The 15,564-nt window shown below is 47.5% G+C and carries 14 protein-coding genes; 8 read left to right on the forward strand and 6 right to left on the reverse strand.

Annotated elements, in window-relative coordinates; translation table 11 throughout:
- The first annotated feature begins 51 nt into the window (after positions 1 to 51).
- The 4 genes from BCU12_RS23125 to BCU12_RS13330 are packed head-to-tail and all read left to right on the forward strand — an operon-like array spanning position 52 to position 3,949.
- Positions 52 to 504 (forward strand): hypothetical protein, encoded by a 453-nt coding sequence (locus BCU12_RS23125; protein WP_133153884.1) that lies wholly within the window; start codon positions 52 to 54, stop codon positions 502 to 504.
- A gap of 59 nt (positions 505 to 563) precedes the next feature.
- Positions 564 to 2,666 (forward strand): protein-disulfide reductase DsbD domain-containing protein, encoded by a 2,103-nt coding sequence (locus BCU12_RS13320; protein ID WP_102404740.1) that lies wholly within the window; start codon positions 564 to 566, stop codon positions 2,664 to 2,666.
- Positions 2,667 to 2,668: 2 nt separating this feature from the next.
- Positions 2,669 to 3,196: a protein disulfide oxidoreductase gene (locus BCU12_RS13325; protein WP_102404741.1), complete on the forward strand. Its 528-nt coding sequence runs from the start codon at positions 2,669 to 2,671 to the stop codon at positions 3,194 to 3,196.
- Between the two features lie 39 nt (positions 3,197 to 3,235).
- Complete coding sequence (locus tag BCU12_RS13330; protein WP_102404742.1) at positions 3,236 to 3,949, forward strand: DsbA family protein; 714 nt, start codon at positions 3,236 to 3,238, stop codon at positions 3,947 to 3,949.
- Positions 3,950 to 4,121: 172 nt separating this feature from the next.
- Here BCU12_RS13330 and BCU12_RS13335 read toward each other — a convergent pair whose 3' ends face one another.
- The gene (locus tag BCU12_RS13335; RefSeq protein ID WP_102404743.1) at positions 4,122 to 4,817 is read right to left on the reverse strand and encodes a pirin family protein; all 696 of its coding nucleotides are present in this window, start codon (positions 4,815 to 4,817) and stop codon (positions 4,122 to 4,124) included.
- Between the two features lie 193 nt (positions 4,818 to 5,010).
- Here BCU12_RS13335 and BCU12_RS13340 point away from each other — a divergent pair, with 193 nt between their 5' ends.
- Positions 5,011 to 5,907 carry a LysR family transcriptional regulator gene (locus BCU12_RS13340; protein WP_198599330.1) on the forward strand — a complete coding sequence of 299 codons (897 nt, stop codon included), beginning with the start codon at positions 5,011 to 5,013 and terminating at the stop codon, positions 5,905 to 5,907.
- A 62-nt stretch (positions 5,908 to 5,969) separates the two neighbouring features.
- On the opposite strand, the gene BCU12_RS13345 is transcribed toward BCU12_RS13340, so the two are convergent.
- The 5 genes from BCU12_RS13345 to BCU12_RS13365 form a co-directional block, all read right to left on the reverse strand.
- Positions 5,970 to 6,890 carry a hydroxymethylglutaryl-CoA lyase gene (locus BCU12_RS13345; protein ID WP_102404744.1) on the reverse strand — a complete coding sequence of 307 codons (921 nt, stop codon included), beginning with the start codon at positions 6,888 to 6,890 and terminating at the stop codon, positions 5,970 to 5,972.
- Positions 6,891 to 7,775 carry an enoyl-CoA hydratase-related protein gene (locus BCU12_RS13350; RefSeq protein ID WP_102404745.1) on the reverse strand — a complete coding sequence of 295 codons (885 nt, stop codon included), beginning with the start codon at positions 7,773 to 7,775 and terminating at the stop codon, positions 6,891 to 6,893.
- Positions 7,776 to 7,785: 10 nt separating this feature from the next.
- Positions 7,786 to 9,387, reverse strand: coding sequence for a carboxyl transferase domain-containing protein (locus BCU12_RS13355; RefSeq protein ID WP_102404746.1), 1,602 nt, complete (start codon positions 9,385 to 9,387; stop codon positions 7,786 to 7,788).
- Between the two features lie 120 nt (positions 9,388 to 9,507).
- A complete protein-coding gene (locus tag BCU12_RS13360) occupies positions 9,508 to 10,677 on the reverse strand; it encodes an isovaleryl-CoA dehydrogenase (RefSeq protein WP_102404747.1) in 1,170 nt (389 codons plus the stop codon).
- A 38-nt stretch (positions 10,678 to 10,715) separates the two neighbouring features.
- Complete coding sequence (locus BCU12_RS13365) at positions 10,716 to 11,114, reverse strand: MerR family DNA-binding transcriptional regulator (protein WP_102404748.1); 399 nt, start codon at positions 11,112 to 11,114, stop codon at positions 10,716 to 10,718.
- Positions 11,115 to 11,450: 336 nt separating this feature from the next.
- Here BCU12_RS13365 and BCU12_RS13370 point away from each other — a divergent pair, with 336 nt between their 5' ends.
- From BCU12_RS13370 to BCU12_RS13380, 3 genes are all read left to right on the forward strand, one after another.
- Positions 11,451 to 12,698 carry a thiolase family protein gene (locus BCU12_RS13370; protein WP_102404749.1) on the forward strand — a complete coding sequence of 416 codons (1,248 nt, stop codon included), beginning with the start codon at positions 11,451 to 11,453 and terminating at the stop codon, positions 12,696 to 12,698.
- A gap of 75 nt (positions 12,699 to 12,773) precedes the next feature.
- On the forward strand, positions 12,774 to 14,267 hold the full coding sequence (locus BCU12_RS13375; protein ID WP_102404750.1) for a CoA-acylating methylmalonate-semialdehyde dehydrogenase: 1,494 nt from the start codon (positions 12,774 to 12,776) through the stop codon (positions 14,265 to 14,267).
- Positions 14,268 to 14,364: 97 nt separating this feature from the next.
- Positions 14,365 to 15,519: an acyl-CoA dehydrogenase family protein gene (locus BCU12_RS13380; RefSeq protein WP_102404751.1), complete on the forward strand. Its 1,155-nt coding sequence runs from the start codon at positions 14,365 to 14,367 to the stop codon at positions 15,517 to 15,519.
- Positions 15,520 to 15,564: the final 45 nt, after the last annotated feature.

Raw genomic sequence — 15,564 nt, forward strand, 5'->3', positions numbered from 1 at the left:
GTCCTATAGAAACCATAACAATACACGTCACCATTTTTGATAGTTGAAGCTATGAATACTCCTCGACACAAATACAGATTAGCCCGATGGTCGCTTGCGATCGTATGGTGGGTCGTGTTTGTCTGCGTGGCGCAAAATTCCGGCATCTTCAGTGTGTGCCAGCTTAGCTACAATTTAAATGGTTCAGAGTCGCTACAACAGTCTGCTCTGCCATCTAGTCAACAATCTGTTCAGAGTACTGTTCCAGCATCATATCAAGGCTCTGATCTGGACGTCACGACACCTCAAGTTCAACACAGCAACCTGAGTGAAGAGTGTGAGTTGACCAAACATTTGCTCAACATTCATCAACATCAGGTGGACGATTATCCACTCATTATGTTCCTTGTTGCGCTGTTTTTGCTTTCATTAACGGTCGTCGGGCGAGACAGTTATTCGTCTTTGACCGAACCCATAGTCCCCAAACGGCGGACACATCTAAGGCTTTGTATTTTTAGCGAATAAACATCGACTTACTGGCTTTGCCAGCGAATTGATCCATCTTTATTTTCTAAGGAAATGACATGCCATTATTTTATACCGCTGCCCGTTCAACCTTTTTCCGGTTGTTCTTTCTCATGTGCAGTGCATTTACGCTGACTGCTCACGCGCAGCAAACTAGTACGGGTTGGTTAAATAACCCGAACCATCCTCCTGTTGACGTTCGTTATGTTGTGACGGGACAAGTGGACGAGCTAAACAAGACCGTTGAAGGGTTTCTTGAAGTTAAGCTTTCAGACGACTGGAAAACCTATTGGCGAAGCCCAGGTGAGGGCGGAATCGCCCCGAGCATCAAGTGGGATGCGTCCACGAATGTGACCGATGTTAATTGGTTGTGGCCATACCCCAAACGGTTCAGCCTATTGGGAATCGAGACACTCGGTTATAAAGAACGAGTGGTTTTCCCTATAACGCTCCACGTGGAAGACATGAATGCGCCAGTCGTTTTCAAATCTACGTTAACGCTTTCATCATGCACGACCGTTTGCGTGTTGACGGATTACCCAATCGATCTCAGCTTTGTGCCGTCAGAGTTATTGATCTCTGATGAAGCAATGCACATACATGCTCAGGGGGTTAGCCAAGTACCGAAAGCGTCTCCCCTGATTCAGGAAGTGACGGCAACATGGGACGCGAATCAAAGTTTACTTCAAGTCACCGCCACTAAAGCGTTGGGTTGGAAATCGCCTAACATTCTTGTTGATGGCCCTTCCGAAGCGGTTGCAGATTCTGCCTTCACTAGACCAATCGTTCGTACTGATGGAGACAAGCTGGTTGCCACCTTGAAGGTGACGAGTTGGTTAGGTGAGCCTGAATTGAGTGACGAACGTATTCTTATCACAATCGAAGATGAGGACTTTGTTACGGAAATTGCTGCTACGGCTGTAGATGGTCAGTTTACGCAGGTCTCGAATGACGTGTCGATTGGAAAGATGTTTGTCTTTGCATTAATCGGTGGGTTGATCCTGAATATCATGCCATGTGTCTTGCCTGTGCTGGGAATGAAACTCAGTAGTGCTGTTTCCGCCAGTTCTCTCAACCGAAAGCAGATTCGACTACAGTTCTTAGCGTCTTCAAGCGGCATCATTGTTTCGTTCTTATTGATTGCGACATTCTTAGCCGTATTGAAATTGACTGGCAGTGCAGTCGGTTGGGGGATACAGTTTCAAAGCGGATGGTTCATTGGTTTGATGATTCTCATTACTGCTCTGTTTGGCGCCAATATGCTGGGGTTATTCGAAATTCGTTTGTCGTCAAACACCAATACTTGGCTAGCATCAAAAGGCGACGATTCCTACGCAGGGCATTTCACTCAGGGTATGTTCGCCACATTGCTCGCTACGCCATGTTCCGCGCCATTCTTGGGTACGGCCGTCGCGTTTGCACTTGCGACAAATACACCCACAATGTTCGCCATTTTCTTCGCATTAGGGCTTGGAATGGCCTTGCCTTGGATACTGGTTGCTCTGTTTCCATCCATCGCGTTAGCGCTACCAAAACCTGGCGCATGGATGAACAAAGTGAAGACTTTGTTCGGTGTCATGATGCTACTAACCAGTGTTTGGTTGCTCACGCTTTTGACTAATCATATTCCTGTTCTATGGTTGTATGTCATTGCCATCGCGGCATTGGTGACGCTGTTTGTTCGAGTGTTAAAAGTGCATGGCGAAAAGGCTGCAGCCTGGACAGGTGGTGCAATGGTGCTGCTTCTTGCGGGTGGAATGATCTTGGCAAGCGTCACGGCTGAGAAATGGGCTAGCCCACTCCCTTCAGATCCTGATTGGGTTAATTTGTCGACCGATGATATTTCAACCTATGTCGCCCAAGGAAAAACGGTGTTTGTGGATGTCACGGCTGACTGGTGCATAACCTGTAAAGCCAACAAAGTTGGGGTTATTCTGCAAGACCCGGTGTACAGCACACTTCAACATGCCGACGTGATCCCGATGAAAGGGGATTGGACAAGACCGAGCGAGAATGTCACCTCCTATTTGCAATCCAACGGTCGTTTTGGTGTTCCTTTCAACATTGTTTATGGACCAGCAGCGCCAAACGGCATCCCACTCCCTGTTGTTCTAAGCAGTGAAGTTGTCATTGACGCTATACGCGTAGCAAGTGGAGGCTGATAATGGCGAGTAATCCGAAAGTGAAAAAGAAACGGGGTCTCAAGTACTGGATAAAAGAAGTGCTAATGTACTCCGCTATCTTTGTGGTCATGTCGGTCGCTGTAGACCTTTGGCGTATGAAAGATGTGTCTTTGGATGTGATCCCAAGTCTAGAAGGCATCACCTTGTCTGGTGAGCATATTGATGTCATAGAAATGAGCAAAGAAAAGCCAGTGGTTGTCTATTTTTGGGCGACATGGTGCAGTGTCTGCAAGTTTGTTTCTCCGACCGTCAACAGTGTAGGGGATTCTTATCATGTGATTGCGGTATCAGGGGCTTCTGGCGAAGACAATAGAGTCGCACGATACTTGGATGCTCATGACTATCAGTTCGACAACATGAATGACCAACGAAGTGACATTTTTAGGCAATGGGGAGTATCGGTGACCCCGACTATCGCCATTGTTAATAACGGTGAAGTGAAATCAATCACCACTGGAATAACGACGCCACCAGGGCTTTACGCGCGTTTATGGCTCGCCAACTGGTAATGAATCGTTTAGCTCAACTGAAGAATTTAGGAATATAGAATGAAATTGAAAATAGTAACCGCAATCGTCTCAGCATTATTGGTTTCTCCAATGGCCTTAGCACAATCTCAAAGTGAGAAACTGGAAGAAATTAACGCCATGCTAGAGTCTAATCCAACGTTAATCGATGGCTTGCACAGCAGCTTAGTGGCGTATTTAAGCGAACAGTCGGTGTTTGAACAAGCGTTAAAAGAGAACCATGACTACATTTACAACAACCCAAATCATTCATCTTTTGGTGCGGCAGAGCCAGCAATCACCATTGTCAATGTATCAGACTACAGTTGTCCTTGGTGTAAAAAGCTCGACCCTGTGCTGTATGAACTGGTCGACAAATACCCTGAAAAAATCAAAGTGGTTAACTTGCTTGTGCCGTTGAAAGAGTTACCAAGCAAGTTGAATTCGACAACTTACGCGTTGAACGTTTGGCAGCAGCAACCAGAAAAATACCAGCAAGTACACGACATGCTGATCAGCAAACCGGGTTCTCATAATGAAGTGTCTGTCTTTAAGGTAGCGCAACGTACAGGCACAGAGAAACAATACAATGAAGACAAACTCACCACAGAAATGATGGCAACAAACTTCAATCTAATGAAGGATCTGGGTATTCGCGGTACACCAGCCATGTTGATCGGTGATGAACTGGTATCGGGGTATCTGCCGTTAGAGAAGTTGGAAGCCATGCTAAAACAAAATGGCTCACTTAATTAAGGCGGTCGTAAATCAAGCCTGCAGTAAACCAGGAGAATGGTTAATTAAGATTTCTATCTAAAGTGCTAGTTTATTAAAGTACTGGCTCATTAAGGTATGAGATCGCGATTAAACTTAATCACACTCTAATAAAGGACGCACCGTGCGTCCTTTATTTTGTTTCCAATCCCATTTAGTGACGAACAACGAGCAATTGAGTCTCATCCACAGCTACGACAGATATCCCCTCGCTACGAACCAAGTCGCCTTCGCTGATAGATTGGGTTGTGTCATCTAGCGGCTTAGCGCTGTTTATGCGAGCATCTCCAGTAATGACATAGACTAATGCTTCACTGTCTGATTCAAAATGGGCGCCAGCGTTCAAATTCACAATATCGATGGTGGTACCGCTATCGAATGTGTCACTTTGCGTTTTATCCCCACCATAAATTCTTGTAGAGCCACTTAGTGCTGGTCGATAGGATTTGTAAGAAGCGCGTTGCCCTTTTTCTTCCGGTAACGCCCAAATTTGCAGCATTCTATTTTGTGTACCGTCTGGGTTAATTTCATCGTGGGAAAACCCTTCGCCACCCGCTCTTTGTACCTGAACATCACCGGCTGTTAGGTCTTTTCCATGCTCTAATGACCCTTCGTGGCTGACCCTTCCTTTGACGATAATTGAAATAATGTCTATTTCGCTGTGGGGGTGCATGCCTGATGAACCAAAAGGTTTGTATTTGGCGTCGGCGATGTATACCAAGTTTCCGATGCCTTCGAAAGTTAGAGGCGATTTACGAGCGCCGAATATTCGGCTGTCAGTTACCAGTCTGTGTTCTTCAATTCCAGCAAATCCGCCAAGTGGTAGTGAGTCTCTAGATAATATTTGCATCATTCAATCCTTTGTTTCGTTCATTTCTTCAGTTGATGGACTCATATTAGGTTGTGTTATTGATCGAATAAATACTCATTAATTGGTTTGATAATTCCATTTTTAACAACAGTTGCGATAGTCTGATGCATAGAAGAGAGATGACATGTTCAGTTAGCGATGAAGAAACCGACAAAGCAGGTGGTGTGGATTAATGGATAGCAAGATAGATTTGAATGACATGATGCTGTTTATTGCCGTGGTCGATGCGGGCAGCTTTACTAAGGCTGCTGACTGGTTGGCGATGCCAAAAGCGAACCTAAGCCGGAAAGTCTCCCGTCTAGAAGATAGATTAGGTATTACGTTACTGGAACGCACAACCCGAGCTCAAAATCTAACGGAAGCAGGCCATGAGTTCTTGGCGCATTGTCGCCGAATCAAACTCGAAGTCGATCTTGCCGAAGCATCGGTAGAGAAAGTGTTGAATAGAGTCGAGGGACAACTCCGTGTTGGTGCGTCGGTGGGAATTGGCCACGAATTATTGAAGCCGACGCTTGGGCAGTTCATGCTTGATTACCCAGACGTAAATCTGCAGCTTAGTTTAATGAATCAACGTGTTGATCTCATCGAAGAAGGCTACGATATGGTCATTCGTATCGGGGAATTAGAAGACTCAAGGCTGATTGCGAAACGACTCGGAAAAATACAGCGAAAAGTGTATGCGAGCCCGAAGTACTTAGAGAAGAATGGGCTGATAGAATACGTCGAGGAGTTGCCTCAGCACGACATGTTACTGATGAGCAGTATTCAAAGTAGGGGGAAAGTTCAATTGGAGTGTGGGAATAAAAGTCTCGAATTTCAGGTCGCGCCTAAAATGATGGTGGATGACTTCCATGTGCTGAAACAAATGGCACTTGATGGCGTTGGCGTGGCGATCATTCCCACTTACATGTGTGAAAAAGACGTTCAAGACGGAGAACTCATCCCACTTCTCGAAGATTGGGGAATGCCGATCGTAGAGGTTTACGCACTCTATCCAAGGCATCGACTCAACATCCCAAAGGTTAAGGTATTCATGGAGTATGTTAGTGAGGTTTTTGAACGCTTCTAGTCGCTCGATGCTTTTGACTGTTGGTAATTTTGATGCTGTCGAACCCTCGTTTTATCGAACCATTACTTCATCATCGCAAGTGACACCTTTGATGTCGGTTGCTTGTTGAGTGCTCGACAGATCTCCCAGCCCGCATGAACAATTTTCTCAAGATCAACACCGGTTTCTATCCCCATCTGATGACACAAATACAACACGTCTTCTGTTGCGACATTGCCGCTTGCGCCTTTTGCGTACGGGCAGCCTCCAAGTCCGGCGACACTGCTATCGACAACGGAAATTCCCATCTGGAGAGCTTGATAAATGTTTGCGAGCGCTTGTCCCCAAGTATCATGAAAGTGGACTGCAATGGATTCGGTTGGCATAGCGGATTGCACGGCCTGTAACATCTCTTCAATACGCAGTGGAGTCCCTGTTCCAATCGTGTCGCCGAGAGATACCTCGAAGCAACCTAAGTCATAAAGAGTTGTAGCCATTCTTGCTACTTGCTGTGGCGGGGTTGCTCCGTCGTATGGGCAATCTATGACGCAGGATAGATACCCTCGCACAGGAACATTAAGTGTTTTGGCTTTTTCTATGACCGGAACGAACCGTTCTAGGCTTTCTTCAATGGAGCAGTTGATGTTCTTTTGGCAAAACCCTTCCGAGCAGGATGTGAAGATCGCAACTTGATCAACGCCGCATTCCATTGCCCGTTCAAAGCCGACTAGATTTGGCGTCAGCGCGTAGTATGTGACATCTGGGCGACGCTCTATGGATTCAATCACCTGTTTTGAATCAGCCATTTGTGGAACCCATTTGGGAGACACAAAAGCGCCAACCTCAATATGTTTCAAACCCGTGGCAGACAACCGATTGATAAGCTGAATTTTACTCTTTGTGTTAACCATGGGCTCATTTTGAAGACCATCACGAGCGCCCATCTCTACAATTTTTACGTGATGTGGTAAGCGAGGTTTTGAACTCTCGTCTTTGCCTGTCATCTAGTTTCGCCTCCATGCAGGCGAGCGCTTCGCGAGAAACGCTCTGACGCCTTCCTGGCCTTGTTTTGACGTGCGTATATCTGCAATCAACTGGCTAGTTTGGTCAATGAGATCTTGGTTGATGACGCTATGTTCGCATAAGTGGCAGAGCGCTTTGGCTTCTTTCAGTGCATTTGGACTATTGGCTAAGATCATATTCACAATGGCGTCGATCTGCGCTTTGAGCACGAGGTTTTTCGTGCTGTCCGGTTGGGGTTCAGCTTCCGCAGCGCTCTTAACCAGAATATGAAGAAGCCCTAAGTTATGGGCCGCGCTAGCGTCAAAGGTTTCCGCCGTTAGCATGTAACGCCGAGCCTGCCGTGTTCCTATCGCTCGGCAAACATAGGGAGCAATCGTCGCTGGAACGAGGCCCAATTTAACTTCACTGAGAGAGAACTGTGCGTTATCAGTGCCAATAGCAATATCGCAGCAGCTGATCAGGCCTAATGCACCACCAAAAGCACTGCCCTGAACCACCGCTATGGTTGGGCGTGGGAAGGTGTCTAAGCGCTGCATCAACAGAGCAAGGTTGTCTGCATCCAGTCTATTTTCACTGTCGCTTTGCTCGGCCATAGATTGCATCCAGTTTAAGTCAGCACCTGATGAGAAATACAGACCATTGGCACGCAGTATCAAACAACGAATAGCTGCGAGGCGTGCCAGCTTGTTGAGCTGCTTATTGAGTGATTTTATTAGGTCATTGTCGAAAGCGTTGTGTTTGTCGATTCGATTAAGCGTCAGTGTCGCCACGCCTCGAGAATCAATGTGGCAAAGCAGAGCGCTCGGGGATTTACCCTCTTTAAACGCTGCTTGGATTGATGATTCGTTGCTGTTTTCTTTCGCCATCTTCATTTGCCTACATACGGAATATGCCAAATTCACTGTCAGCGATCGGTGCGTTCAGTGCCGCTGATAAAGCTTGCCCTAAAACGTTTCGTGTCTCTTTCGGATCAATAATGCCATCATCCCAAAGTCGAGCACTGGCGTAATACGGATGCCCCTCAGTTTCGTATTGTTCTATGATGGGCTGTTTAAATTGTAGCTCTTCTTCGCTCGTCCATGATTCGTTGCGACGGGTTTTAATGTCGCGCTTAACCTGTGCCATGACGCCTGCGGCTTGCTCACCACCCATAACGGAGATTCGAGCGTTGGGCCACATCCACATCATCGTCGGATCATAGGCGCGTCCACACATTCCGTAGTTCCCAGCACCATAAGACCCGCCAGTAATGATGGTGAACTTGGGCACATTTGCACACGCTACTGCCATGACTAACTTTGCGCCGTGCTTAGCGATGCCCTCAGACTCCACTTTTTTTCCGACCATGAAACCTGTGATGTTTTGCAAAAATAGCAATGGCACCTTTCGTTTCGCGCACAGCTGAATGAAGTGGGCGCCTTTCTGTGCGGATTCTGAAAATAAGATACCGTTGTTTGCAACGATGCCGATCGGTCTACCGAAAATATGGGCAAAGCCACATACCAAGGTTGTGCCGTACAAGGCTTTGAATTCATCGAAATCGGAGTCATCAACAATGCGGGCAATCACCTCTCTGGCATCAAATATCAAACGAAGGTTGGCATTGACGATCCCATAAAGGTCGCTGATGTCGTATCTGGGAGGTAGAACAGGTTCTGGGACTGCAAGTTTGGGTTGGTTGGTACTGGCGACAGTTTCTCTGGCGAGGGTCAGTGCATGGTGATCGTTGTTGGCGTAGTAGTCGGCAACGCCTGATTTCTTGCAGTGCACATCGGCTCCACCAAGTACCTCATCGCTGACAATCTCGCCAGTTGCCGCTTTCACTAACGGAGGCCCTGCGAGAAATATGGTCCCTTGCTGCTTAACGATGACCGACACATCGGCCATGGCTGGAATGTAAGCACCGCCAGCCGTGCATAAGCCCAGAACGACGGCTATCTGAGGGATTCCCTTGGCAGACATTCGTGCTTGATTGTAGAAGATACGTCCGAAATGGTCTTTGTCGGGGAAGACTTCAGCTTGGTGTGGAAGATTAGCGCCACCAGAATCGACAAGATAAATACACGGTAGATGGCAGCGTTCGGCAATTTCTTGGGCACGTAGGTGTTTTTTCACGGTTAAGGGGTAATAGGTGCCCCCTTTTACCGAGGGATCGTTAGCGATGATCATGCATTGCACATTTTCGACTAGGCCGATTCCAGCCACAACACCAGCACAAGGAACGGATTCCTCGTAAACACGCCACGCAGCAAACTGACCAATTTCTAGAAAGTCACTGCCGCTATCAAGCAGTGCTGAAATACGCTCACGAACGGGGAGTTTTCCTTTTTCTCGTTGTCTTTGTATCGCGTTAGTGCCACCACCTTGTTTGATAACGTCGAGGTTGGACTCTAGGTTGGCAACAAGCTCGTCCATTACCTTTTTGTTCGCTTGAAAGAGCGAGTCTTCAGGCTTTGCTTTTGTGAGTATCACCGCCATACCTTCCCCCAACTAAACACATTATCGTCGCCATCTCATGTTGACCGCTGTGGCATTGTTTGTCATCAACACTTCACTTCATCAATGTTTCAATTCATCATGGCCCAACGCATGAGCAAATCAACGTGATTCCACGAACAGCTCTCGACCGATGAGCATACGTCGAATTTCCGATGTACCAGCGCCAATTTCGTAAAGCTTTGCATCTCGAAGTAGGCGGCCAGCAGGAAACTCATTGATGTAACCATTTCCACCCAGTAACTGAATGGCATCCAGTGCCATCTGAGTGGCCAATTCTGCGCTATACAAGATCACGCCCGCTGCGTCTTTGCGTGTAGATTCACCACGGTCACACGCTGAAGCAACGGTGTACACGTAGCAACGCGCGGCATTCATTCGGGTATACATGTCGGCCACTTTGGCTTGTATCAATTGGAATTCTCCAATGGCTTTACCGAACTGCTTTCTGTCATGAACGTAGGGAATCACCAAATCCATGCAGGCTTGCATGATGCCCAAGGGGCCTGCCGCAAGAACAACTCGCTCATAATCAAGTCCACTCATCAGCACTTTGACACCTTGGTTGGGTTCACCAAGCACGTTGTCTTTGGGCACTTTGCAGTTGTTGAACACCAATTCACAGGTATTGGAGCCACGCATGCCTAATTTGTCGAGCTTTTGCGCGTGGCTAAAACCTTCAAACCCTTTCTCAATTATAAACGCCGTTATTCCATGCGATTTCGCATGTGGGTCAGTTTTGGCGTAAACCACTAAGGTGTCAGCATCGGGGCCGTTGGTGATCCACATTTTTGTGCCGTTAAGACAATAATGATCGCCGTCGAGATCCGCTCTAAGTTGCATTGCGACAACATCAGATCCTGCATTAGCTTCACTCATTGCCAAAGCCCCAACATGGCGTCCGTCAATCAGAGGGGGTAAGTATTTTTCTCGCTGAGCTTGGCTGCCATTACGATAGATTTGATTGACACACAGGTTCGAGTGCGCGCCATAGCTGAGCGCAACAGAGGCAGAAGCTCGACTGATCTCTTCCATCGCGATGACATGCGCAAGATAGCCCATGTCAGCGCCCCCATATTTTTCACTCACCGTCACCCCAAGCAAGCCCATTTCTCCGAAGTCACGCCAAAGGTGATTAGGGAATTGGTTGTCTCTGTCAATGTTGGCGGCGATCGGGGAGATTTTTTCTGCGGCAAAGGTATTGACCTGATCGCGAAGCATATTGATGGTGTCACTGTGGCCAAAATTTAATGGTCGATACTCACTGTTCATAACATCTCCTTGGCGCGTAGCACCAAATCATCGCGAGGCTATCTACTGATGGATTTGTTTGTCTGAAGATCTGGGCGACCAAGTGCTTGTAGGCAGCGGCTTTTTGCGAGATCCAGTTCATTCATGATGACATTAATGTCGTTCAACTGACGCTGAAGCGCGCTTTGCTTGTCGTCGATGATGGCGAGCATCTTTTCGAGTTGGGTGTCGCACTGATCGGTGTCATAGAGCTCAAACAATTCTCGAATTTCTGCCAGTGAAAAACCCAATCGCTTTCCACGCAAAATCAGTTTGAGTCGCGTTTTATCTCGGTGCTCATAGATTCGAGTATTGCCTTTGCGAGTGGGGTAAAGCAGCCCCATATCCTCGTAGAAACGGATGCTTCGAGTCGTCACATCGAACTCTTTTGCTAAGTCACTAATCTTAAATTTTTCCATTTAATGACCTCCTTATCCTTTTTGTTTAAAGGCGGTTGTCTCAACGGGCAGCCTTGATAAACGTGCTCTTAACGTGTGCAAAATGGTTTACATGTTGCCACTTTGTTTCTTTACGTTTACGTAAATGTTAGTGCTATGCTTACGTAAACGTCAAGAAATCGCACAGGTTATTAAACGTGAAATGTTGGGAAGTCACTAAACACAAAAGACAGTAATTCAAGTGACGATTTAAGTGGCGATTCAAGTAGTGAAGGAAGGCCAGATAGGCAGGCGAAACCAGAATAATTAGGAACATATTGGTGTCCCTTCATTGGGCTGAACGACATGGGAGTGGGTATGGATAACGCCATTTGGATTGTATCAGCGAAACGAACACCACTAGGTAGCTTTCAAGGGCGACTTAGCGATTTCTCTGCGCCTCAACTCGGGCAGCATGCGATTCAAGCAGCGGTGAACGCTGTGTCTATTTCTCCAGATTCAATTAGCGAAGTCATCATGGGATGCGTACTGCCAGCGGGATGTGGGCAAGCTCCCGCCAGACAGGCAGCGTTGAGGGCAGGACTACCTGAATCCGTCGCCTGTACCACCATTAACAAGGTATGCGGTTCGGGTATGAAGTCAGTGATGTTGGCACACGATTTAATCAAGGCAGGTGTCGGAAGTACCATGATCGCAGGGGGAATGGAGAGTATGACCAACGCGCCTTATCTGCTCAATGATGCTCGTGGAGGTATGAGGCTTGGACACAAAGCCGCGAGCGATCACATGTTCCTTGATGGTTTGCAGGATGCTTACGAAGGTGAACTCATGGGGACATACGCTCAATCTATCGCCGATAAGTTTGGCATAACGCGTTTTGAGATGGATGAATGGGCGATTCAGTCTGTGACAAGGTCACGCACGGCGCAGCAGATGAAGCTATTTGACGATGAACTTGTCCCAATCAAGGTTGACTCGAAAACGCGCCACTCAAATAAAAAAGACGCAAATGAGTCAGCATCAAATGACAACATGGATTTTGATGAACACCCAGTCAACGTGGATATCGACAGAGTAAACACACTTCGCCCAGCTTTCAGCAAAGATGGTTCAGTAACGGCAGCGAACTCGAGTGCAATCTCTGATGGCGCCGCAGCCTTAGTATTGATGAGTTCTGAAGTGGCAAAAAAGCAGGGGCTAGAGCCACTTGCCATTATTAAAGGCCACACAACCCACGCTCGCACACCGAGTGAATTCACCATCGCTCCGGTTTACGCCATGACTCAGTTGCTGTCAAAGCTCGACTGGTCGGTTGACGAAGTCGATCTATGGGAGATTAACGAAGCATTTGCCGTGATTACTCAGATCGCTATCAAAGAACTTAATCTAGAACCGAACAAGGTCAATATTAAGGGCGGGGCTTGCGCGCTCGGCCATCCTATTGGTGCAAGTGGTGCGCGTATTCTTGTCACGCTTATTCATGCTCTGCGTCAATTGGGTGAAAAGCAGCACGATAAGCAAGTGCTAAAGGGCGTCGCCTCGTTATGTATCGGTGGTGGAGAAGCCACGGCTATTGGAATTGAAGTACCGATTAAACGAACCTAGTGCGGAGCTAAACAGCAACGAAAATGAAAGGTTAATTGAAAGTTCAACTGTAAAGATGAGAGAAAGGAAAGCGCTATGACCGAGTCTGTACCTTTGTTTATCGATGGGATGTTTTGCCAGTCTTCAAGTCATGATTGGATTGACGTAACGAACCCTGCCACCAATCAGGTGATTGCGAAAGTCCCATGTGCGACTGAGCAAGAGATGTCCAAAGCGATAATGAGTGCCAATAGCGCGTATCAATTGTGGCGAAATGTTGCGGTACCAGAAAGAGCCAGGCTCATGCTTCGTTATCAGCACCTGTTGAAAGAGAATCACGATCAAATTGCTATGTTGCTTTCGCAAGAAACAGGTAAAACGGTCATTGACGCTAAAGGCGATGTTTGGCGTGGTATTGAAGTTGTGGAACAAGCCGCCAATATTGCCAGTAACATGATGGGAGAGATGGTTGAGAATGTCGCCGCTGACATTGACAGCTACTCCTTTACTCAGCCGTTAGGGGTATGTTGTGGTATTACGCCCTTTAACTTCCCCGCGATGATCCCGTTATGGATGTTTCCCCTTGCGATAGCTTGCGGTAATGCCTTTGTACTAAAGCCTTCCGAGCAGGTTCCATTGACGTCGATTCGCCTTGCTGAACTGTTTGAACAGGCGGGAGCACCGTCTGGAATATTGCAGATTGTTCATGGTACCAAAGAGCAGGTCGACTACCTTTTGTCTCACCCTGATATCAAAACGATTTCCTTTGTCGGGTCAGTACCGGTTGCTCAATGCATCTATCAGCAGGGCACGAAAAACTTTAAGAGAGTCCAAGCTTTTGCTGGGGCAAAGAATCACATGGTCATTATGCCCGATGCCAATAAAAGTCAGGTGGTCAGCAATTTGGTCGGCGCATCGATTGGTGCGGCTGGTCAAAGGTGTATGGCTATTTCAGTGGCTGTATTTGTTGGAAGTGCTCAAAAGTGGTTGCCCGATCTAAAAGCGGAGTTTGCCAAGATCAAACCTGGCCCTTGGGATGATCCTAATGCTGGCTATGGTCCACTCATTAGTGCTCAAGCCAAAAAGCGTGTTCAAGACCTTATTCAGGAAGGAAAAGAGCAAGGGGCAGTGTGCGAGGTAGATGGCAGTCAGTTTAGTGTGGCTACGCACCCTGAGGGCTATTGGCTTGGACCCACGCTGTTCAGCGGCGTAAAGACACATATGTCAGTCTATCAGCAAGAGATTTTTGGCCCGGTGCTGCTTTGTATGGAAGTAGAAACGCTTCAACAGGCGATTGAGCTGGTAAACAGTAATCCTTATGGCAATGGTACGTCCATTTTCACCGCCAGCGGTGGGGCTGCTCGTCAATATCAGCATGAGATTGAGGTGGGGCAAGTGGGCATAAATGTGCCAATCCCCGTGCCACTGCCTTTTTTCTCTTTTACTGGTTGGAAAGGCAGTTTTTATGGGGATTTGCATGCTTATGGCAAACAGGCTGTGCGTTTCTATACCGAAACCAAAACGGTCACGGCGCGTTGGTTTGACGACGATATTCCAACCACCCCAAACTTTTCTATTCAACTTAAATAGTGGCCAACCGTTGTGATTAGTCTCGATTGGTTGCGAATCAAGTGACGATGCATGACCAACCTCTGGAGCGTTACACGCTATCGATTAGGAGCGCAGTATGGACTTTGAATTGAATGAAGATCAGCGTATGTTTTCCGACACCGCTCGTCAGTTTGCGATTGAAAGGCTCGCGCCAATGGCGGCAGAGTGGGACGAGCAGTGTGTGTTCCCTAAGGACGTTTTAAGAGAGGCAGGTGAACTGGGCTTTCTGAGCTTATATACACCGGAAGAGCAAGGTGGCCTTGCCCTCAGCCGTTTAGATTCTTCAATTATCTTTGAGCAGTTATCGATGGGCTGTACGTCCACTACCGCTTTTATGACCATCCACAACATGGTGACTTGGATGGTGGCGAGTTTTGCGACCGAAGAAGCGAAGCAAACCTATTGTCCAAAGCTGGTGACTGGAGAGTTTTTGGGGTCTTACTGCTTAACAGAGCCTAATGCTGGCTCTGACGCGGCGTCATTAACGACAAGTGCCACTCAATCAGCTAACGGATACGTGCTCAATGGCGGGAAAGCGTTCATATCAGGGGCAGGTGAAACCGATGTACTCGTTGTGATGGCAAGAACGGGTGAAAGTGGGGCTAAGGGCATTTCCGCGTTCGTTGTCTCAGCCAATGCAACCGGCGTGAGTTATGGTCGTAAAGAACCTAAAATGGGTTGGAATAGTCAGCCAACACGTTCGGTCACCTTTGAGAATGTTCAGCTGCCATCTGCTTCATTACTCGGTGAAGAGGGGCAAGGGTTTGAGTTTGCTATGAAGGGGCTAGATGGCGGTCGAATCAATATCGCTACCTGTTCCATTGGGACTGCCCAGCAAGCACTGAATCAATCCATTCAGTATGTTCAGGAAAGAAAACAATTTGGTAAAAACCTCGGTCAGTTTCAAGGACTGCAGTTCAAGCTGTCTGATATGGCGACTGAATTGGTCGCCGCGCGTCAGCTCGTGCGTTATGCCGCCAGTAAGTTAGACAATGGTGACCCTGAAGCGACGGCGTACTGTGCAATGGCCAAACGATTTGCAACTGACGTTGGGTTCAAGGTGTGCGATCAGGCGCTTCAGCTTTATGGCGGCTATGGTTATATCAAAGAGTACCCGCTCGAGCGGTATTTCAGAGATGTGCGAGTACATCAAATATTAGAAGGCACCAACGAGATCATGAGGCTCATCGTAGCGAGGCGCCTACTAGCAGAAGGCGCAGAATTGCTGTGACGAGTGCTGTGGAGATTTGCGGCGGTGAGTAGGTGAGTAGTAGAG

The sequence above is a fragment of the Vibrio sp. 10N.261.55.A7 genome, from assembly GCF_002877365.1.
Taxonomy (GTDB): Bacteria; Pseudomonadota; Gammaproteobacteria; order Enterobacterales; family Vibrionaceae; genus Vibrio.

What these genes read in the sequence shown, in the direction of transcription:
- BCU12_RS23125 (WP_133153884.1), top strand. Translation starts at nt 52, where the DNA reads ATGAATACTCCTCGACACAAATACAGATTAGCCCGATGGTCGCTTGCG.
- BCU12_RS13320 (WP_102404740.1), top strand. Translation starts at nt 564, where the DNA reads ATGCCATTATTTTATACCGCTGCCCGTTCAACCTTTTTCCGGTTGTTC.
- BCU12_RS13325 (WP_102404741.1), top strand. Translation starts at nt 2,669, where the DNA reads ATGGCGAGTAATCCGAAAGTGAAAAAGAAACGGGGTCTCAAGTACTGG.
- BCU12_RS13330 (WP_102404742.1), top strand. Translation starts at nt 3,236, where the DNA reads ATGAAATTGAAAATAGTAACCGCAATCGTCTCAGCATTATTGGTTTCT.
- BCU12_RS13335 (WP_102404743.1), bottom strand. Translation starts at nt 4,817, where the DNA reads ATGCAAATATTATCTAGAGACTCACTACCACTTGGCGGATTTGCTGGA.
- BCU12_RS13340 (WP_198599330.1), top strand. Translation starts at nt 5,011, where the DNA reads ATGGATAGCAAGATAGATTTGAATGACATGATGCTGTTTATTGCCGTG.
- BCU12_RS13345 (WP_102404744.1), bottom strand. Translation starts at nt 6,890, where the DNA reads ATGACAGGCAAAGACGAGAGTTCAAAACCTCGCTTACCACATCACGTA.
- BCU12_RS13350 (WP_102404745.1), bottom strand. Translation starts at nt 7,775, where the DNA reads ATGGCGAAAGAAAACAGCAACGAATCATCAATCCAAGCAGCGTTTAAA.
- BCU12_RS13355 (WP_102404746.1), bottom strand. Translation starts at nt 9,387, where the DNA reads ATGGCGGTGATACTCACAAAAGCAAAGCCTGAAGACTCGCTCTTTCAA.
- BCU12_RS13360 (WP_102404747.1), bottom strand. Translation starts at nt 10,677, where the DNA reads ATGAACAGTGAGTATCGACCATTAAATTTTGGCCACAGTGACACCATC.
- BCU12_RS13365 (WP_102404748.1), bottom strand. Translation starts at nt 11,114, where the DNA reads ATGGAAAAATTTAAGATTAGTGACTTAGCAAAAGAGTTCGATGTGACG.
- BCU12_RS13370 (WP_102404749.1), top strand. Translation starts at nt 11,451, where the DNA reads ATGGATAACGCCATTTGGATTGTATCAGCGAAACGAACACCACTAGGT.
- BCU12_RS13375 (WP_102404750.1), top strand. Translation starts at nt 12,774, where the DNA reads ATGACCGAGTCTGTACCTTTGTTTATCGATGGGATGTTTTGCCAGTCT.
- BCU12_RS13380 (WP_102404751.1), top strand. Translation starts at nt 14,365, where the DNA reads ATGGACTTTGAATTGAATGAAGATCAGCGTATGTTTTCCGACACCGCT.